The organism is Streptomyces sp. NPDC088766 (assembly GCF_044750845.1).
GTDB lineage: Bacteria > Actinomycetota > Actinomycetes > Streptomycetales > Streptomycetaceae > Streptomyces.
Map to the genome: position 1 here is coordinate 66,370 of NZ_JBIVKQ010000002.1, position 17,058 is coordinate 83,427.

Below are 17,058 nucleotides of genomic sequence, written 5' to 3' on the forward strand. Positions count from 1 at the left end.
CTGCCGCTAGCCTGCGCAGCATGCCGGACGCCGAAGACGTACGCCGTGTCGCCCTGTCCCTGCCGGACACGGCCGAGAAGACCGCCTGGAACATGCCCACGTTCCGGGTCGCGGGAAAGATGTTCGCCACCCTGCCCGAGGACGAGACCTCCCTCGCCGTGCGCTGCCCCAAGGAGGAGCGCGACGAGCTGGCCCTCGCCGAGCCGGGGAAGTTCTGGATCGCCGACCACGAGGCCCAGTTCGCCTGGGTCCGGGTCCGGCTGGCAGCCCTGGAGGACGAGGCCGAGCTGCGGGACATCCTCGCCGACTCCTGGCGCCAGGCCGCCCCGGCGCACCTGCTGGAGGCGCACCCGGGACTGGGGGTGCCGGTGGAGGGCTGAGAGGCGTCCGGTGAGCGCGGCTCCGACAAACGCGTGCGCGATCACCGACCCGAGTGCGGTATTGTTTCCCTGCACGTCAGGCCGGGCGAAACCCCAGGTCAGACGGGCAACGGGACGTGGCGCAGCTTGGTAGCGCACTTGACTGGGGGTCAAGGGGTCGCAGGTTCAAATCCTGTCGTCCCGACTTTTCGAAGTCGTGAATCCGAGGCCGTCTTCTCCATGACGAGAAGGCGGCCTTCGCCGTGCGCGCGACCGGGGCGGTCCCGGGTCGCTCTCCGGGGGCGCACGGAAGCACCGGTGGCGTCCGGTGCGTATTTCCTTGGACTCCGCCGGAGCCGTCGCGGGACACTGCGAGGGCCGGTCCGGCCGGTTGCCGGACGACCGCACGGGGTGGGGATGGGATCGTCTGAAGCACGCAAGGTCAGGCCCGGGAAGGGCTCCGTACTGCTGGCACTGCGTCACTACGGACGGGAGCTGGGCCGCCTCCGGTGGCTGGCCGCTCCCGCCCTGCTGTTGCCGGCGCTCGGCAACATCGGCATCAACTACATCGCTCCGCTGGTCGTCGCGAAGCTCGTCGGGCGGCTGGCCGGGGAGCCCGGCATCGGGGTCGGCCCGGCGCTGCCGTACGTGCTCGGCTTCGCCGGGGTGCTGCTGCTCGCGGAGACGCTGTGGCGGCTCGGGCTGCACTGCCTGAACCGCCTCGACGCGCTCGGCATCGAGCACCTGTACGTGATCGGCATGGACGAGCTGCTCGCCAAGGACGCCGCGTTCTTCCACGACAACTTCGCCGGGTCGCTGACCAAGCGCGTGCTGAGCTTCGCCTCCCGCTACGAGGAGTTCGTCGACACGCTCACGTTCCAGATCGTGGGCCGTTTCGTGCCCCTGCTGTTCGGCTCGGTGGTGCTGTGGCACTACGAGCCGCTGCTCGTCGTCGGACTGCTGACGATGATCGCCGTCACGGCGTGGTGCGTGGTGCCGCTGATCCGCCGCCGGCAGTCGCTCGTCGCCGAACGCGAGGAGGCCGTCGCCCGGGTCTCCGGCCACGTCGCCGACAGCCTGATGAACATGGACACGGTCCGCGCGTTCGCGGCGGAGGAGCGGGAGGCCGCCGAGCACCGCTTTCGGGTCGCGGAGTCCCGGCGGCTCACCCTGCGCTCGTGGGACTACGGCAACCTGCGCATCGACACCCTGGTGGCGCCGATGTCCGTGCTGACCAACGCGCTGGGCCTGCTGCTCGCGGTCGCGCTCGGCGGGGGCGGCCACGGCGTGGAGGCGGTCGTGGTGGCCTTCACGTACTACTCCAACGCGACGCGGATCATGTTCGAGTTCAACCAGGTCTACCGCCGGCTGGAGAGTTCGATGACGGAGGCCGCGCAGTTCACCGAACTGCTGCTGTCGCCGCCGACCGTGCTCGACCCCGAGGCGCCACAGCCGCTGCGGCCCGCCGCCGCCGACGTCCGCTTCGAGCGGGTGACCTTCGCCCACGGCGGCGCGCGGCCGCTCTTCGAAGGGCTCGACCTGGCCGTGCCCGGCGGGACGAAACTCGGCCTCGTCGGCCGGTCCGGCGGCGGCAAGACCACGCTCACACGGCTCCTGCTGCGGATGACGGACATCGACGGCGGACGCATCCTCGTCGGCGGCCAGGACATCACCCGGCTGCGCCAGGCCGACCTGCGCAGCCTGATCGCCTACGTGCCGCAGGACCCGGCGATGTTCCACCGCTCGCTGCGGGACAACATCGCCTTCGCCCGGCCGGACGCCACCGAGACCGAGGTCCGCCGCGCCGCCGAGGCGGCCCACGTCACGGAGTTCGCCGACGCGCTGCCCGACGGCTTCGACACCCTGGTCGGCGAGCGGGGCGTCAAACTCTCCGGCGGCCAGCGCCAGCGCGTCGCGCTCGCCCGGGCGATCCTGCGCGACGCCCCGATCCTGCTGCTCGACGAGGCGACCAGCGCCCTCGACTCCGAGAGCGAGATCCTCGTCCAGGAGGCGCTGTGGCGGCTCATGGAGGGGCGGACGGCACTGGTGGTCGCGCACCGGCTGAGCACCGTCGCCGGGATGGACCGGCTGGTCGTCCTGGACCGCGGCCGGATCGTCGAGCAGGGCACCCACCAGGAGCTGCTGGCCGCGGACGGCACCTACGCCAAGCTGTGGCAGCACCAGTCGGGCGGCTTCCTCGACGACAGCGCCGTCCGGGCGGCGGATCTCCTGCGACCGCGCGGGGCCGATGAATCACCGGCCCGCCCCGTCACCCGCGGGTACGGGCCGGGCGGGGCGGACTGATGAACTGGAGCTCCAGGGCGGCCGGAGGCCCGGCGACACCCGGGCCGCCCGCCGCCGCCCAGGCCAGGATCTCCTCGGTGCAGTCGTCGTCCGTCGCGAAGCCGACCCAGGTGGCCCGGCCGCCCGCCCGGCGGCCCGCGCCGGACGGCTGGACGACGATCACGTTGGCCCGGTCGCAGGGGCCCAGGCAGTCCGTCGTACGGACCTCGAAGGCGCCCGCCGACGCGACGGCCGCCGCCCGCAGGCGTTCCAGCTGCCAGGCGTGGTCGTAGCCGGGGTGCTTGCGGGCGTCGCCGCAGCAGCAGCCCCGGCAGACCACCAGGGTGCAGGGCCGGCGCGCGGCTGCGCCGACCAGCGCCACGCGCCGGGCGGGCGGGACGGAACGCGGCCCCACGCCGGTCAGGACGCCGACTGGCCGACGTGGGCCAGCGCCTGCCGCAGCAGGAAGCCGTGCCCGCCCGGCATCTCGCTCTGCACCGCGGGCGAGACCGCCTCCTGCGGGTCGAACCACACCAGGTCCAGGGCATCCTGCCGCGGGCGGCAGTCACCGGTCACCGGCACGATGTACGCCAGCGACACCGCGTGCTGACGCGGGTCGTGGTACGGCGTGACGCCCTGCGTGGGGAAGTACTCCGCGACCGTGAAGGGCTGGAGGGAGGCCGGGACGCGGGGCAGCGCCATGGGGCCGAGGTCCTTCTCCAGATGCCGCAGCAGGGCGTCGCGGACCCGTTCGTGGTGCAGGACCCGACCCGAGACCAGGGTCCGGCTGACGTTGCCGTCCGGTCCTATCCGCAGCAGCAGGCCGATCTTGGTGACTTCGCCGCTGTCGTCGACGCGCACGGGCACGGCCTCGACGTACAGGATCGGCATGCGGGAGCGGGCGAGTTCGAGTTCGTCCTGGCTCAGCCAGCCGGGCGTGGTATCGGTCAAGTCTGACATTGCTTGATCATACTTTCAGTCCGTCGGGAAGCCGGTAGACCCGGCGGGCGTTGTCCGCCCCGGCCCACCGCGCCAGGCGCAGCGCGCCGGACAGGCCCAGTTCGTCGGCGTCCACCCGGTCCTGGAGCAGATCCCCCAGTCCCCGGCGGAACACCGGCGCGCCGAGCCCGTGGAACTCGGCCACGCCGTAGGCGTCCGAGCTGTACAGCAGCTTGCGGAACGGTGTGATCTCCAGCGCCTCCTCCAGGACCGTCCGCGCCCGCACCGGGCCGACGTGGTGCAGGGTGAGCCCCACGTCCAATTACATCTGCTCGAACACCGCGGCCGGATGTGCGGCCTGCCGCTGACAGGGCCGGCAGTGCAGGAGCAGCACCGGGATCGTGCCCGCGATGAGGTGCAACCAGTCCCTCAGCCGGGCCGGATCCGCCCGGTGCAGGCGGACGTCGTTGTCGCCGAAGCCGGTGTGCAGCTGCAGCGGCAGCCCCAGATCGACGGCGGTCCACAGCAGGTGCCGCACCGGCACGGGCTCCGCCGGGCGTCCGCCGCGCGCCGGCCGGCGCCGGGCCGCACGGGTCACCTCCGGGTCCGCCGGCCGGGTCGGGGCCGCGTCGAAGCCGGTGCGGTACGCGGCCACCGACTTCACCGCCACCACGCCGGGCGCGCGCACCGCTGCCGGCGCGGCCGCCCGGAACGCGTCGCCGCACCCGTCCGCGTCGACGCCCCGCGCGGCCACGGCCTCGGCGACCGTCTCCAGCCGGACGGCCTCGTGGGCCACCCCGCCCGCCGCGCCGGCGAGTTCGGCCAAGGTGGTGAGGCGGTCCGGCGCGAGACCGGTGTCCACGCGGAACACGGCGGTGCGGGCGGCCGTCAGGAACCGCCGGTTCACCTCCCGCGGTCCCGGCTCGGCCCGCCGCGCCAGATGGGCGCCGGCCGGGGCGTGCCGCTCCAGGTCCAGCAGGGGCGCGCAGTGGCGGCGCACGGCCACGCCCACCGGGGTGTCGAACGGAGAGCTTCCCGCCGGCGGTCGCCCTCCGTGAGCAGCGCCTCGAAGCCCGGCCGGGGCCGGTCCAGGGGGGCGGTGACCACGCCGTGGCAGTGGTGGCCGACCGGCTCCGGTGCGGCGAGCGCCTCGTGGACCGGTCCGCCGACCACCTCAGTACACCCAGCGGTAGGCCGCCGCCACCCGCTCGTCGTCCAGCCCGGCCACCCCCTCGATCTCCCCCTGCCGTACGGCGGTCACCGCGTCGGCGAGGACCGGGCCCAGCGCGGCCCGCAGCACCTCGTCCGCGCGGAACTCCGCCACCGCCTCGCCCAGCGTGGCCGGCAGCCGGCGCACGCCCCGCGCCGCGGCCGCCTCCGGGGCCGACCGGGCCGGGTCGCCGGTGGTCTCCTCGGGCAGGACCGCGGCCGAGGCGATCCCGTCCAGGCCCGCGGCGATGAGACAGCCGAGGGCGAGATAGGGATTGGCGGCCAGGTCGACCGGCTTCACCTCCAGGTTCGCCAGCTCGCCGCGCCGGCCCGCCGTGCCCCGCACCAGCCGGATCGCGGCCTCGCGGGTCTCCAGCCCCCAGGCGGTGAACACCCCCGCCCACTGGGAGGGCCGCAGCCGCAGCCTGCTGGCGGGACTGGGCGCGGTCACCGCCGTGAGCGCCGGGAGGTGGGCGAGGACACCGGCCGCGAAGGCCTCCGCGTCGGCCGTCATGCCGTACCGGCGGTCGCCGCCGCTGTGCAGGTTGGTGCCGTCGCGCCAGGCGGAGAGGTGGACGTGGCCGCCGTTGCCGACGCCCCGCGCCAGCACGGCGGGGGAGAAGGAGACCCGCAGGCCGTGCCGGCGGGCCACCGCGCGGATCGTCTGGCGCACCAGCACACTGCGGTCGGCCGCCGCCACCGGGTCCAGGGCGGCCACCGAGATCTCGAACTGGCCCGGCGCGTACTCGGGATGGACCTGCTCGACGTCCACGCCCTGGGCCGCGCACGCCGCCAGCAGCTCGGCGGCGCAGTCGCTCAGCTCGACCTGCCGGATCGCGCCGTACGCGGGCCCCGAGGTGGCGGGGACGAACTCGCCGGCCGGCGCGGAGTCCAGGCCCACGGACCACTCGATCTCGATGCCGGCCCTGAAGGCGAGACCGTGCGCGCGGGCCGCCCCGGCGACGGTGCGGCGCAGGAAGGTGCGGGAGCAGCCCGGGTGCGGCTCGCCGTCCTGGGTGATGCGGTCGACCGGCGCCCACGCCCAGCCGGGCTGCGCGGCCAGCACCACCAGCCGGTCCAGGTCCGGGTGGAGGCGCAGGTCGCCGTCGGGGGAGCCGAGGACGTCGGTGGTGACGCTGCGGTCGTCGGCGAGGAAGGTGTCGAACACCGGGGACATCCCCACGCCCCAGGCGGCCGCGGAGGCCAGCTGGGCCGTCGGGACCGTCTTCACCCGGCCGACGCCCGCGGTGTCGACGTAGGCCAGGACGATCCCGTGCACGCCCCGGCCCGCCAGTTCGCCGCTGAGGGCCCTGGCCCGTTCGACCTCGCCGGGGCGGCCGCCGGGGAGGGGATCGGCAAGGGTGGTCATGTCGGCCTCCAGGGTCGCGTCGGCGCGCGGGCTGTGCCGGTCAGGGTTTCACGGCAACCGCGCCGTACTGCGGCACCACGGCGGCCCCGTCGTCCTCCGCGCGCCAGCGGGAGCAGGACACCAGGCGCGGCTCCAGCAGGTCCAGGCCCGCGAAGAACGCGGCGATCTCCTCGCCGGTGCGGGCGGTGATCGGCGGGGTGGCGTTCTCGTTCCAGAACCTCATCGCCGGGATCTGGCCCTCGCCGCCCAGCGCGCTGTCGTGGGTGGGGTGCGTGAGGACCAGATGGCTGCCCGGCGGGACCTCCGCCATGATCCGGCGCACGATGTCTTGCGCCGCCCCGCCCGCCGGCCCGCGATCCTCGCCCGCGTCCCCGCCCCTTCGCGCGCCGTGCCCGTCGTCCGCCATCGTGCCGCCGGGCGCTCACCGGTGTCCCGGGGGCGGGCGCACCCGCGGCCCCGGGCCCGGGGGCGGCCCGGGGTCCCCCGGTAGGGTGACAATCCGGTCACCCCCGTACAGGAAGCAGGACATGCCCTACTCTCACGCCCCCCAGCTGACCGCGCCCGAACCGTCGGCCGGCGGCGCCGACATCCGTCTCGTCGTCACCGACATGGACGGCACGCTGCTCGACGACGACAAGCGGACGCCCGACGGGCTCTGGGAGGTCCTCGCGCTGCTGCGGGAGCGGGGCGTGCTGTTCAGCCCCGCCAGCGGCCGGCAGTACGCGACGCTGGCGCGGGAGTTCGCCGAGGTCGCCGACGGGATGGTCTTCATAGCGGAGAACGGCAGCTACGTCGTCCGCGACGGGGAGGAACTCAGCTCCGACCCGCTGGACCCCGCCGTGGTCGCCCGCGTCGTCGAGGCCGTACGGCGGCTCGTGGCGGGCGGTGCGGACGTCGGGGCCGTCGTCTGCGGGAAGCGGTCCGCGTACGTCGAGCGCGCCGACGAGGCCTTCCTCGCGGAGGTCGGCCGCTACTACCTGCGCCATCGGGTCGTCGAGGACGTCGCCGCCGTCGAGGACGACGTCATCAAGGTCGCCCTGTTCGACTTCGGGCCGGCGGCGGAGACCACCGCACCCGCCCTGGCCCCGTTCGCGGACACGCACCAGGTCGTCGTCTCCGGCGAGCACTGGGTCGACGTCATGAACCGCACCGCCAACAAGGGCGCCGCCCTGCGCCGGCTCCAGCACGAGCTGGGCGTCACGCCCGCGCAGACCGTGGTGTTCGGCGACTACCTCAACGACCTGGAGATGCTGGACGCCGCCGACTGGTCCTTCGCCATGGCCAACGCCCACCCGGAGGTCGTCCGGCGGGCCCGTCACCTGGCCCCCTCCAACAACGACAACGGAGTGCTGCGCACCCTGGTCCGTCTGCTCGACCTGCCGGTGACGGGTCTCTGACCCGGGCGCTCGGCTCCGTCCGGCTCAGGGCCTCAGCTGCTCAGGGCTTCAGCGGATCGTGGCCGATCGTCATGAGCCGGTGGCGCAGGGCGGTGTCCTCGGCCGCGGGCTCGTCCGCCATGTCGGTCTCGTCGTCGACCGTCTCCACCACCTCCCGCATCACGCGGAGGTCGTCCTTCGTGAGGTCGGTGCGCCGCTTCTGGAGGATCGCCAGCACGTGCCGGCCGGTCGCGGAGCCCGCCTCCCCGGGCAGCGCCTCCGTGGTCTCGCCGGAGTCCCGCACCCGCAGCCAGGCGGCCAGCTCCTGCGAGGTCATGTTGACCACGCGGTGGAAGTCCTCCCACAGCGCGTCGAGTTCGAGAACGTCGGTCATGGCATGCCCTTCCGTCGTGCGCCTCAGCCGTGCCACTGCGTCGTGCGCCTCAGCCGTGCGCCCGCGTCGTGCCCCTGCCTCGTGGTCCGGGCCGTGGTCCGGGCCGGCGGTCAGTCCTCGCGCGGCCAGTTCTCCGCCTCGAACATCCACCGCTGCTTCTCCAGCTCGGCGGTGATGCCGATCAGCAGGTCCTGGGTGACCGGGTCGGCCTTCTCGGTGGTCCCGATCCGCTCCCGCAGCCGGTCGACGGCCGCGCCCAGGGTCTCCGCGATCACCCGCACCACGTCCTCGTCGCGCAGCCAGCCGTCCTTCGGGGACGGCAGCGTGAACGCCGACGCGATCGTCTCCGGGCGGCCGTCCGGCGGCAGGCCGAGCGCGGCGGCCCGCTCGGCGACCGTGTCGGCGAAGCCGCGGGCGGTCGTGACCACCTCGTCGAGCTGGAGGTGGATCGAACGGAACCGCGGGCCGACGATGTTCCAGTGCGCCTGCTTGCCGATCAGGGAGATCCCCAGCAGATCGACGAGCGTGCCCTGCAGCGCGTCGAAGGTGACCTGGCGGGCCGGTTCGGGCAGAGGGCTCTTGACGACAGTCATACGGCGGTCCTCCTTCTCACGTCGTCTCGTGCGGCACGCAGCAGGCCGGCGCGTTCCGCCTCGTCGGTGCCGCCCCACACGCCGGACAGCTGACCGCCGGCGAGGGCGTACTCCAGGCAGTCGGCGGTCACCGGGCACCGCCCGCACACCCGCTTGGCGTCCGCGGTCTCCCGCGACGCCGGTCCGGACGTGCCCACGGGGAAGAACAACTCGGGGTCCTCGCCGATGCAGGCGGCACTGCGCAACCACTCCATGGGGCGCGGGTGCCCAGGGCGGTTCGGCACAAACGCGGCGCCCGGCGGGGGCGGCCGCGGCTCCGGGGCGGGTGTGCGCGGGGCTCCGGGGTGGCCGCCGCCGCCCGGTGACCTTCCCCCGGGACGCGACGGCGGTCTATAGTCCGAAACTAGCAGTGCTAATTAATTTGTCGGACCACAGCGTCGTCGTCGGTCAGGAGTCCCCAGTCGTGCGTCCCGTCCACTTCGCGGCCGCCCGCCGCACCCCCATCGGCAAGCTGCGCGGCGCCCTGTCCGCCGTACGGCCCGACGACCTCGCCGCGGGCGTCATCCGCGGCCTGGTCGCCGACCTGCCCGCACTCGACCCCGCCCGGATCGACGACGTGTACTGGGGTGCCGCCAACCAGGCCGGCGAGGACAACCGCAACGTCGCCCGCATGGCCGCCCTGCTCGCCGGACTCCCCGAGACCGTGCCCGGCGCCACGGTGAACCGGCTGTGCGCCTCGGGCATGGAGGCGGTCACCGCCGCCGCCCGCACGATCGCCGCGGGCGAGGCCGAGATCGTGCTCGCGGGCGGCTCCGAGTCGATGAGCCGCGCCCCCTTCGTGCTCGCCCGCCCCGACGAGGCCCTCCCGCACCGGGTGGAGACCGTCGACACCCGGCTCGGCTGGCGCCTGGTCAACCCCGCCATGAAGGACCTGCACGGCCTGCTGTCGATGGGCGAGACCGCCGAGGAGGTCGCCGAACGGTACGGCATCCCCCGCGAGCGCCAGGACGACTTCGCGCTCCGCAGCCACCGGCGTGCCGCCCTCGCCCGCGAGAAGGGCCACTTCGACGACGAGATCCTGCCGGTCCGGCTCCCGGACGGCGGGGTCGTCGACGTCGACGAATGCGTCCGGGAGGACACCTCCTACGACAAGCTCGCCCGGCTCCGGCCCGTCTTCCGGCAGGGCGGCACGGTCACCGCGGGCAACGCCTCCCCGATGAACGACGGCGCCGCCTGCCTCCTCCTCGTCAGCGAGGAGGCCCTGAACGAGCTGGGCCTGGAATCCCTCGGCCGCTACGTCGCGGGCGCCTCCGCCGGCGTCCACCCCGACGTGATGGGCATCGGCCCGGTCCCCGCGACCCGCAAGGCGCTGGACCGCGTCGGGTGGAGCGTCGGCGACCTCCAGGAGGCCGAGTTCAACGAGGCCTTCGCCGCACAGGCGCTGGCCTGCGTGGACCAGCTGGGGATCGACCCCGAACTGGTCAACCCCAGCGGCGGCGCGATCGCCCTCGGCCATCCGCTCGGCTGTTCCGGGGCCCGCATCCTCACCACCCTGCTGCACCGCATGCGGCGCACGGGCGCGGAGCGGGGCCTGGCGACCATGTGCGTCGGGGTGGGGCAGGGGAGCGCGGTGCTGGTCGAGCGGCACTGACACACCACGACGGGGCTGCCCGGCGGCCCCGCAACCACCAGGCGAGACGCCGCTCACCGGGACCGATCACCTGTGCGTAGCATCGGTCCCCGCATGAACACGATGACGTTGTGGCACATCACCGGCTGGGAGTTCGCCGCCCTCGCCCTCGCGGCCCTCCTGGTCGGCTTCTCCAAGACGGCCGTCAGCGGGGCCAACACGGTCAGCCTGGCGATCTTCGCCGCGGTCCTGCCCGCCCGCGCCTCCACCGGCGTCCTCCTGCCGGTCCTGATCGCCGGGGACGTACTGGCCGTCCTCACCTACCGCAGGCACGCCCACTGGCCCACGCTGTGGCGGCTGTTCCCGGCGGTGGCCGCCGGCGTCGTCCTCGGCACGCTGTTCCTCATGCGGGCCGACGACGCGGTCGTCCGCACCTCCATCGGCGCGATCCTGCTGTTCATGGCCGGGGTCACGGTGTGGCGGCGGCGCACCGCCGAGGCGGCCGACGACCCCGACGCCGTGGTGACCCGCGCCGGCCGTCTGAAGGCCCGCTCCTACGGCGTCCTCGGCGGCTTCACCACGATGGTCGCCAACGCCGGCGGCCCGGTGATGTCGATGTACCTGCTGTCGGCGGGATTCCGCAAACTCGGCTTCCTCGGCACCTCCGCCTTCTTCTTCCTCATCGTCAACGTCTCCAAGGTGCCCTTCAGCGTGGGCCTCGGCCTGATCGACGGCCGCTCGCTGCTCCTGGACGCGGCGCTCGCCGTGTTCGTCGTCCCCGGGGCACTGCTCGGCAGGTGGGCGGTGCACCGCATCGACCAGCGGCTGTTCGAGCGGCTCGTCATCGCGGCGACGGTGGTGGGCGGCCTCCAGCTGCTACTGCGCTGACCGCAGCCCTGCCAACAGGGCGGGCAGGTCCGCGAACGAGTCGACGACACGGTCCGGGGTGCCGTCGGCCGCCTCCAGCGCCTGCGGCAGGAACTTGCCGGTCCTGACCAGCACTCCGGTGATCCCCGCCCGTTGCGCCGCGAGGACGTCCGACTCGACGTCGTCGCCCACCATCAGCGCCTGTCCGGCGTCCACCCCGAGGTGCCCCAGCGCGGCCGCGAAGAACGCCGGCGACGGCTTCCCCGTCACCTCGGCCGCCACCCGCGCGGCCGCCTCCAGCCCGGCGAGGAACGCCCCGGCGTCCAGCCGCAGTCCCGCGTCGGTGCGCCAGTACAGGTTGCGGTGCATCGCCACCAGCCGCGCGCCCCGCTGGAGGTGCCCGAAGACCCGGTCCAGCGCCTCGTAACCGAACTCGGGACCCGCCCCGCCGAGGACCACCACGTCCACGCCGTCCGCGTCGAGGCCGACCCGGTTCACGCCCGCGAGGTCCTCCTCGACGTCACCGCTGTTCAGCAGCGCGCACCGGGCGCCCGGAAACCGCTCGGCGAGGTGGGCGGCGGTCGCGGCCGGCGCGGTGAGGACGTCCTCGGCGCCCACCGGGAAACCGGCGTCCGCCAGCGTCGTCGCGATCGAGGCCCGGGTCCGCGAGGTCGTGTTGGTGACCAGGACGACGCCGAACCCCGCCTCCCGCACCGCCCGCAGCGCCTCCACCGCCCCCGGGAGCGGCTCCCAGGAGACGGTGAGGACCCCGTCGACGTCGATCAGGACGGCACGCACAGCACCCATACGGGGACGATAACGCCGGACCCGGCGGTCCGCCCCAAGGACTACCCGGGTGCTGCCCCGGACCGGCCCCGTGCGGCCGCCGCCGCCCCCGCCTCGTACGCTCGACGCCATGTCCGCCCACGTCCTGGTCCTCGGCGGCACCACCGAGGCCCGCGAACTGGCCGCCGCCCTCGCGGCCCGCCCCGGTGTCCGGGTGACCTCGTCACTGGCGGGGCGGGTGTCCCGGCCGGGAGCCCTCGTGGGGGACGTCCGCAGCGGCGGCTTCGGCGGGGCCGACGGGCTCGCGGCCTGGCTGGCGGAGCACGCCGTGGACGCCGTGGTCGACGCCACCCACCCCTTCGCCGCCGGCATCACCGCGAACGCCGCCCGTGCCGCGACCGCCGCCGGACGGCCCCTGACCGTGCTGCGTCGACCGGGCTGGCGGCCCGGCCCCGGCGACCGCTGGCACCCCGTGGGCTCCCTCGCGGAGGCGGCGCAACTGCTGCCCCGGCTGGGCGGACGCGTCCTGCTGACGACGGGGCGCCTGGGCCTCGTGGCCTTCGCGCACCTCACCGGGCAGCACTTCGTCGTCCGGTCCGTGGAGCCGCCCGCGCCGCCGATGCCGCCGGACACCGAACTCGTCCTGGCCCGCGGCCCGTTCACCGTCACCGACGAGCTGGCGCTGCTGCGGGAGCACCGCATCGACGTGCTGGTCACGAAGGACAGCGGGGGAGCGGCCACGGCCGCGAAACTGACGGCCGCCCGTCGGCTGGGCCTGCCCGTCGTGGTCGTACGGCGGCCGCCGCTGCCGGAGGGCGTGACGGCGGTGCCGGACGTGGCCGGAGCACTGGAGCGGCTGGGGCTCGACGCGTCCTGACGCGGCCGCGGCGCCGCCCCCGCCGCCCCCGGTCAATCGCTTCGGGGATTGCGGCGCAGGAGGTACGTGTCCATGATCCAGCCCTTGCGTTCGCGTGCCTCGGCGCGCAGACGCTCGATGCGGGGGCCGGCCTCGGCGAGCGGGCCGGAGACCAGGATCTCGTCCGGGGTGCCGATGTAGGCGCCCCAGTAGATGTCGATGTCCTGGTCGGCGTACCGGCGGAAGGCCTGGTGGGCGTCGAGCATCACCACCACGTCGTCCACCCCTTCCGGGAACCCCTCGGCGAGCCGCCGCCCGGTGGTGATCTGCACCGGCCCGGCCACCCGGTTCAGGCCCGTGCGGTGGCGGGCGACGAGCGCCGAGACGCTGCTGACGCCGGGCACCACGTCGTACTCGAAGGTCACCGCGCCCCGCGCCAGCACCTCCTCCAGGATGCCGAGCGTGCTGTCGTACAGCGCGGGGTCGCCCCACACCAGGAACGCGCCGCTCTCGTCCTCGCCGAGTTCCCCGGCGATCAGCCGTTCGTAGATCCCGGCGCGGGCGCTGCGCCAGTCGCCGACGGCGGGGGAGTACGCGGCACCGCCCGCGCGGCGGTCCCGCTCCGGGTCGCGGGCCTCCACGACCCGGTAACCGCCGTCCGGCAGATGCGTGTCCAGCATGTCCCGGCGCAGCCGCGTGAGGTCGCTCTTCACCTCGCCCTTGTCGAGGACGAAGAACACGTCCGTGCTCCGCAGCGCCCGGACCGCCTGGAGGGTCAGCTGGTCGGGGTCGCCCGCGCCGATACCGATGACATGAATCCTTCGCACGGCCACGAGTCTGCCGTACGCCACCGGCGGTGACGGTGGCGGGTGTCAGCGCAGCCGCGGCGCCGAGGCCCGCGCGTCCACCGCCGTCCCCGACTCCTCCACCTCCCCCGCCAGCCGCCGCGCCCAGCCGGCCAGCGCGGCGAGGTCCATCCCGTACGGATCCCACCGCCCGGAGCCGCCGGCCCACTCCTCCACGGACGCCGCCCCGCGCCGCAGCAGACGCGGCCCGCCCGTGAGGTTGCCGCGGGCGGCGTGGGTGAGGCCGACCGCGAGCTGGGCCAGTCCCCGCCACAGCGCGCGCTCCGCCTCCGGGCCCGACTTCCAGGCGTCCTCGAACACCTCGTGGGCGTGGAACGGCTTCCCGGCGTCCAGCAGCGCCTGCGCCTCGGCGACACTCTCCCGCGGACGGCGTACGACGCCCTCGGGCTGGCGCTCCACCCCGGCCGCCCCGTACGGCAGCGGCCGCCCCAGCCCGTCCCGCGGCCGCGCGCTGCGCGCCCGCCCCTCCTCGTCCCGGTCCCGCGCGTCCCCGCCGTTCCTCATGCCGTCCATGGGGCGATTGTCCCGCGCCGGCGCCCCTTTCGGTGCAGCGCCCGGTGTGGGGTAAAGTGCTGTTCGCGCGATCACGCGGACATCCGCGGGAAGCGCACCGGGACGTGGCGCAGCTTGGTAGCGCACTTGACTGGGGGTCAAGGGGTCGCAGGTTCAAATCCTGTCGTCCCGACCGGCGTCATCGCAGGTCGGAAGCCGCTTTCTCATCCGTGAGAAGGCGGCTTCGGTGCGTTCGGGGGATGTTCCGGCGCGATGAGGGGCGGCGGTCCTCGCGTCGGAGCCGACGGACGGGCGGCGGCCGGATCCCGTGCGCCGAGGCCCGACCGCGCCGATTCCTGACCGGGCGGCCGGGCGGCCGGGTGCGGCGGCGGCGCGGATATTCTGGGGCCATGCCGTCCCCCCGCCGCACCACCCGACAGGCCGACCTGCTGGAACGACTCGTCGCGCTGCTGACGGAACAGGGGTTCTCCGACCTCACCCTGGACGATCTCGCCGAGCGGCTGCGCTGCTCCAAGACCACCCTGTACCAGCTGGCCCGCAGCAAGCAGGGGCTGGTCGTGGAGGCGGTCAAGCACTACTTCCGGGGTGCGACCGAGGCCGTGGAGAAGCGGGTGGCGCAGACCGACGACCCCTCCGACCGCGTCCGCGTCTACCTGACGGCCGTGGCCGAGCAACTGCGCCCGCTGTCCCGCCGCTTCCTCGACGACGTGGCCGAGTTCCCGCCCGCGCGCGAGGTGTACGAGGCCAACACGCGCATGGCGGCGGAGCGGGTGCGCCGGCTGATCGCGGAGGGCGTCTCCGACGGTGCCTTCCGCGAGGTCCACACCGCCTTCGTCGGCGAGGTCGCCGCCGCCACCATGCGCCAGATCCAGCAGGGCGAGCTGAAGGCGCGCACCGGGCTGACCGACGCCGAGGCGTACGAGCAGCTCGCCTCGCTCATCGTGCACGCCGTCTCCTCCTGAGACCTGCGGCTCCGGCACCTTCGATCCCGTCCGCGGATGCCCCGGCGCACCCACGTGCAGTACTGTGAATGATACTTTCGTACTCCTTCCAGTATCACTCCGTGGAGGCCGACATGCCCGCCACCCGCGCCCTGCCCACCGAGGAGGCCGTCGACCTCGTCGAGCTGACGCGCATCCTCGCCGCCAGGGAACTCGCGCCCCGGGTCGCCGACGCGGAGGCGGACGGGACGTTCCCGCGGGACGTCTTCCGCACCCTCGGGCGCAGCGGCCTGCTCGGGCTGCCCTTCGCCGAGGAGGACGGCGGGGCGGGACAGCCGTACGAGGTGTATCTCCAGGTCCTGGAGGAGGTCGCCGCGGTCTGGTCCAGCGTGGCCGTGGGGATCTCGGTGCACGCGCTGTCCTGCTTCCCGCTGGCCCGCTTCGGCACCGAGGCGCAGCGGCGCAAGTGGCTGCCCGAGATGCTGGGCGGAGAACTGCTCGGCGCGTACTGCCTCTCCGAGCCGCACGCCGGCTCGGACCCGGCGGCGATGCTCACGCGCGCGGTCCGCGACGGCGACGAGTACGTCCTCGACGGAGCCAAGGCGTGGACCACGCACGGCGGGTACGCCGACTTCTACACGGTCATGGCCCGCACCTCCGACGACCGCGCCCGCGGCATCTCCTGCTTCCTCGTCCCGGCGGACACCCCGGGGCTCAGCGCCGACCCGCCGGAGCGGAAGATGGGCCTGACGGGGTCGGCGACGGCCACCATGCGCCTCGACGGCGTGCGGGTGCCCGTCGAGCGGCGGATCGGGGAGGAGGGACAGGGTCTGAAGATCGCGCTCGCCTCCCTGGACTGCGGCAGGCTCGGCATCGCCGCCGTCGCCACCGGCCTCGCCCAGGGCGCCCTGGACCACGCGGTGCGTTACGCCCGCGAGCGCGAGACCTTCGGCAAGCCGATCATCGAGCACCAGGGCCTGGCCTTCGTCCTCGCCGACATGGGGGCGGCGACCGAGTCGGCGCGCGCCACGGCGCTCACCGCCGCCCGGCTCAAGGACGCCGGCCTGGCCTTCACCCGGGAGGCGTCCGTCGCCAAGCTCGTGGCCACCGACAACGCCATGAAGGTGACCACGGACGCGGTGCAGGTCCTCGGCGGGTACGGATACACCCGCGACTTCCCCGTCGAGCGCTACATGCGCGAGGCGAAGGTCATGCAGATCTTCGAAGGAACCAATCAGATCCAGCGCATGATCATCTCGCGTGCGCTGGACCGGAACGAGGGCGGTGCGCTCACCGTCCTCGGCAAGGAGTGATGATGCAGCTCGAGAACACCGCCGCCCTTGTCACCGGCGGTGCGTCCGGCCTCGGCGCGGCCACCGCGAAGGCGCTCGCCGAGGGCGGCGCGCGGGTCTTCGCCCTCGACCTCGAGGACGGCATCGGCAAGGCGCCCGAGGTGCCCGGCGTGAGCTACGTGCCCGCCGACGTCACCGACCCCGAGCAGGTGCGGGCCGCCGTCGCCACCGCGGCCGGCTCGGGCGTGCCGCTGCGCACCGTCGTCAACTGCGCCGGCATCGGCCCGTCGATGCGGATCCTCGGCAAGAAGGGCGTCCACGACCTCGCCCTGTACGCGAAGGTGATCCAGATCAACCTGGTCGGCACCTTCAACGTGCTCGCGCTCGCCTCGGAGGCCATCGCCGAGACCGAGGCCGACGGCAACGGCCAGCGGGGCGTGATCGTCAACACCGCGTCCATCGCCGCCTACGACGGCCAGATCGGCCAGGCCGCCTACTCCTCCTCCAAGGGCGGCGTCGTCGGACTGACCCTGCCCGCCGCCCGCGATCTCGCCCAGTACGGCATCCGGGTGTGCACCATCGCCCCGGGCATCGTCGAGACCCCCATGCTGGCCACCGTCTCCGAGGAGTTCCGCGCCTCGCTCGCCGCCGGTGTGCCCTTCCCGCGCAGGCTCGCCCGGCCCGAGGAGTACGCAAGGCTCGCCCTGGCGATCGTCGACCACGACTACCTCAACGGCGAGACCATCCGCATGGACGGCGCGCTGCGGATGGCGCCGCGGTGACGC

18 protein-coding genes, 2 tRNA genes and 2 pseudogenes are annotated in these 17,058 nt (G+C 74.3%); 11 read left to right on the forward strand and 11 right to left on the reverse strand.

The annotated features are described in order from the left end of the window. Positions 1 to 20: 20 nt before the first annotated feature. The 3 genes from ACIP5W_RS03015 (at position 21) to ACIP5W_RS03025 (ending at position 2,663) form a co-directional block, all read left to right on the forward strand. Positions 21 to 380: an MmcQ/YjbR family DNA-binding protein gene (locus tag ACIP5W_RS03015; RefSeq protein WP_366058783.1), complete on the forward strand. Its 360-nt coding sequence runs from the start codon at positions 21 to 23 to the stop codon at positions 378 to 380. 110 nt (positions 381 to 490) lie between these two features. Continuing rightward, positions 491 to 564: transfer RNA gene (locus ACIP5W_RS03020), tRNA-Pro, on the forward strand. Positions 565 to 776: 212 nt separating this feature from the next. Further along, positions 777 to 2,663 (forward strand): ABC transporter ATP-binding protein, encoded by a 1,887-nt coding sequence (locus ACIP5W_RS03025; RefSeq protein ID WP_401465857.1) that lies wholly within the window; start codon positions 777 to 779, stop codon positions 2,661 to 2,663. Here ACIP5W_RS03025 and ACIP5W_RS03030 read toward each other — a convergent pair. The 5 genes and pseudogenes from ACIP5W_RS03030 to ACIP5W_RS03050 form a co-directional block, all read right to left on the reverse strand. Continuing rightward, entirely contained in the window at positions 2,629 to 3,057 is a 429-nt protein-coding gene (locus tag ACIP5W_RS03030) for a (2Fe-2S) ferredoxin domain-containing protein (RefSeq protein ID WP_401465860.1), read from the reverse strand. The genes ACIP5W_RS03025 and ACIP5W_RS03030 overlap by 35 nt on opposite strands. A gap of 5 nt (positions 3,058 to 3,062) precedes the next feature. Then, positions 3,063 to 3,602 carry an NUDIX hydrolase family protein gene (locus ACIP5W_RS03035; protein ID WP_382795575.1) on the reverse strand — a complete coding sequence of 180 codons (540 nt, stop codon included), beginning with the start codon at positions 3,600 to 3,602 and terminating at the stop codon, positions 3,063 to 3,065. A gap of 7 nt (positions 3,603 to 3,609) precedes the next feature. Further along, positions 3,610 to 4,754, reverse strand: a pseudogene (locus ACIP5W_RS03040) (amidohydrolase family protein). Position 4,755: 1 nt separating this feature from the next. After that, the gene (locus tag ACIP5W_RS03045; RefSeq protein WP_401465863.1) at positions 4,756 to 6,159 is read right to left on the reverse strand and encodes a glutamine synthetase; all 1,404 of its coding nucleotides are present in this window, start codon (positions 6,157 to 6,159) and stop codon (positions 4,756 to 4,758) included. Between the two features lie 40 nt (positions 6,160 to 6,199). After that, a pseudogene (locus ACIP5W_RS03050) lies at positions 6,200 to 6,493 on the reverse strand (SAM-dependent methyltransferase); the annotation flags it as partial. Between the two features lie 193 nt (positions 6,494 to 6,686). Here ACIP5W_RS03050 and ACIP5W_RS03055 point away from each other — a divergent pair. After that, on the forward strand, positions 6,687 to 7,556 hold the full coding sequence (locus tag ACIP5W_RS03055; RefSeq protein ID WP_401465866.1) for a Cof-type HAD-IIB family hydrolase: 870 nt from the start codon (positions 6,687 to 6,689) through the stop codon (positions 7,554 to 7,556). Between the two features lie 40 nt (positions 7,557 to 7,596). On the opposite strand, the gene ACIP5W_RS03060 is transcribed toward ACIP5W_RS03055, so the two are convergent. The 3 genes from ACIP5W_RS03060 to ACIP5W_RS03070 form a co-directional block, all read right to left on the reverse strand. Then, positions 7,597 to 7,929: a DUF3140 domain-containing protein gene (locus ACIP5W_RS03060; RefSeq protein WP_401465869.1), complete on the reverse strand. Its 333-nt coding sequence runs from the start codon at positions 7,927 to 7,929 to the stop codon at positions 7,597 to 7,599. A 110-nt stretch (positions 7,930 to 8,039) separates the two neighbouring features. Then, on the reverse strand, positions 8,040 to 8,522 hold the full coding sequence (locus ACIP5W_RS03065) for a Dps family protein (protein ID WP_401465872.1): 483 nt from the start codon (positions 8,520 to 8,522) through the stop codon (positions 8,040 to 8,042). Beyond that, on the reverse strand, positions 8,519 to 8,776 hold the full coding sequence (locus ACIP5W_RS03070; protein WP_401465875.1) for a WhiB family transcriptional regulator: 258 nt from the start codon (positions 8,774 to 8,776) through the stop codon (positions 8,519 to 8,521). Before ACIP5W_RS03070 ends, ACIP5W_RS03065 begins: the two co-directional genes overlap by 4 nt. 209 nt (positions 8,777 to 8,985) lie before the next feature. Here ACIP5W_RS03070 and ACIP5W_RS03075 point away from each other — a divergent pair, with 209 nt between their 5' ends. Next, complete coding sequence (locus ACIP5W_RS03075) at positions 8,986 to 10,173, forward strand: thiolase family protein (RefSeq protein ID WP_401465878.1); 1,188 nt, start codon at positions 8,986 to 8,988, stop codon at positions 10,171 to 10,173. Positions 10,174 to 10,266: 93 nt separating this feature from the next. Then, positions 10,267 to 11,040 (forward strand): sulfite exporter TauE/SafE family protein, encoded by a 774-nt coding sequence (locus ACIP5W_RS03080; protein ID WP_401465881.1) that lies wholly within the window; start codon positions 10,267 to 10,269, stop codon positions 11,038 to 11,040. Here the strand turns inward: ACIP5W_RS03080 and ACIP5W_RS03085 are convergent. After that, positions 11,029 to 11,826: an HAD-IIA family hydrolase gene (locus tag ACIP5W_RS03085; protein ID WP_401465883.1), complete on the reverse strand. Its 798-nt coding sequence runs from the start codon at positions 11,824 to 11,826 to the stop codon at positions 11,029 to 11,031. The two genes, ACIP5W_RS03080 and ACIP5W_RS03085, sit on opposite strands and share 12 nt — an antisense overlap. Positions 11,827 to 11,935: 109 nt before the next feature. On the opposite strand from ACIP5W_RS03085, the gene ACIP5W_RS03090 reads away from it, so the two are divergent. Then, complete coding sequence (locus tag ACIP5W_RS03090) at positions 11,936 to 12,682, forward strand: cobalt-precorrin-6A reductase (protein ID WP_401465885.1); 747 nt, start codon at positions 11,936 to 11,938, stop codon at positions 12,680 to 12,682. Between the two features lie 32 nt (positions 12,683 to 12,714). Here the strand turns inward: ACIP5W_RS03090 and cobF are convergent, their stop codons facing one another. Together cobF and ACIP5W_RS03100 are read right to left on the reverse strand one after the other, a co-directional pair. Further along, complete coding sequence (gene cobF / locus ACIP5W_RS03095) at positions 12,715 to 13,488, reverse strand: precorrin-6A synthase (deacetylating) (protein WP_401465887.1); 774 nt, start codon at positions 13,486 to 13,488, stop codon at positions 12,715 to 12,717. A 45-nt stretch (positions 13,489 to 13,533) separates the two neighbouring features. Beyond that, positions 13,534 to 14,040: a DUF309 domain-containing protein gene (locus tag ACIP5W_RS03100; RefSeq protein ID WP_401465890.1), complete on the reverse strand. Its 507-nt coding sequence runs from the start codon at positions 14,038 to 14,040 to the stop codon at positions 13,534 to 13,536. Positions 14,041 to 14,138: 98 nt separating this feature from the next. On the opposite strand from ACIP5W_RS03100, the gene ACIP5W_RS03105 reads away from it, so the two are divergent. The 4 genes from ACIP5W_RS03105 to ACIP5W_RS03120 all read left to right on the forward strand — a co-directional run bounded on the left by ACIP5W_RS03105 (position 14,139) and on the right by ACIP5W_RS03120 (position 17,055). Next, positions 14,139 to 14,212 (forward strand) — tRNA-Pro (locus ACIP5W_RS03105). A 217-nt stretch (positions 14,213 to 14,429) separates the two neighbouring features. Beyond that, positions 14,430 to 15,002: a TetR/AcrR family transcriptional regulator gene (locus tag ACIP5W_RS03110; RefSeq protein ID WP_401465893.1), complete on the forward strand. Its 573-nt coding sequence runs from the start codon at positions 14,430 to 14,432 to the stop codon at positions 15,000 to 15,002. Positions 15,003 to 15,115: 113 nt separating this feature from the next. Beyond that, positions 15,116 to 16,294, forward strand: a complete 1,179-nt coding sequence (locus ACIP5W_RS03115) for an acyl-CoA dehydrogenase family protein (protein ID WP_401466930.1) — start codon at positions 15,116 to 15,118, stop codon at positions 16,292 to 16,294. Positions 16,295 to 16,296: 2 nt separating this feature from the next. Next, positions 16,297 to 17,055 (forward strand): SDR family NAD(P)-dependent oxidoreductase, encoded by a 759-nt coding sequence (locus ACIP5W_RS03120; protein WP_401466933.1) that lies wholly within the window; start codon positions 16,297 to 16,299, stop codon positions 17,053 to 17,055. The last annotated feature ends 3 nt before the right edge of the window (positions 17,056 to 17,058 follow it).

Bases quoted from the DNA above. Each gene is read 5' to 3' on its own strand.
- ACIP5W_RS03015 (WP_366058783.1), top strand. From the start codon at position 21: ATGCCGGACGCCGAAGACGTACGCCGTGTCGCCCTGTCCCTGCCGGAC.
- ACIP5W_RS03025 (WP_401465857.1), top strand. From the start codon at position 777: ATGGGATCGTCTGAAGCACGCAAGGTCAGGCCCGGGAAGGGCTCCGTA.
- ACIP5W_RS03035 (WP_382795575.1), bottom strand. From the start codon at position 3,602: ATGTCAGACTTGACCGATACCACGCCCGGCTGGCTGAGCCAGGACGAA.
- ACIP5W_RS03045 (WP_401465863.1), bottom strand. From the start codon at position 6,159: ATGACCACCCTTGCCGATCCCCTCCCCGGCGGCCGCCCCGGCGAGGTC.
- ACIP5W_RS03055 (WP_401465866.1), top strand. From the start codon at position 6,687: ATGCCCTACTCTCACGCCCCCCAGCTGACCGCGCCCGAACCGTCGGCC.
- ACIP5W_RS03060 (WP_401465869.1), bottom strand. From the start codon at position 7,929: ATGACCGACGTTCTCGAACTCGACGCGCTGTGGGAGGACTTCCACCGC.
- ACIP5W_RS03065 (WP_401465872.1), bottom strand. From the start codon at position 8,522: ATGACTGTCGTCAAGAGCCCTCTGCCCGAACCGGCCCGCCAGGTCACC.
- ACIP5W_RS03070 (WP_401465875.1), bottom strand. From the start codon at position 8,776: ATGGAGTGGTTGCGCAGTGCCGCCTGCATCGGCGAGGACCCCGAGTTG.
- ACIP5W_RS03080 (WP_401465881.1), top strand. From the start codon at position 10,267: ATGAACACGATGACGTTGTGGCACATCACCGGCTGGGAGTTCGCCGCC.
- ACIP5W_RS03085 (WP_401465883.1), bottom strand. From the start codon at position 11,826: ATGGGTGCTGTGCGTGCCGTCCTGATCGACGTCGACGGGGTCCTCACC.
- ACIP5W_RS03090 (WP_401465885.1), top strand. From the start codon at position 11,936: ATGTCCGCCCACGTCCTGGTCCTCGGCGGCACCACCGAGGCCCGCGAA.
- ACIP5W_RS03100 (WP_401465890.1), bottom strand. From the start codon at position 14,040: ATGGACGGCATGAGGAACGGCGGGGACGCGCGGGACCGGGACGAGGAG.
- ACIP5W_RS03110 (WP_401465893.1), top strand. From the start codon at position 14,430: ATGCCGTCCCCCCGCCGCACCACCCGACAGGCCGACCTGCTGGAACGA.
- ACIP5W_RS03115 (WP_401466930.1), top strand. From the start codon at position 15,116: ATGCCCGCCACCCGCGCCCTGCCCACCGAGGAGGCCGTCGACCTCGTC.
- ACIP5W_RS03120 (WP_401466933.1), top strand. From the start codon at position 16,297: ATGCAGCTCGAGAACACCGCCGCCCTTGTCACCGGCGGTGCGTCCGGC.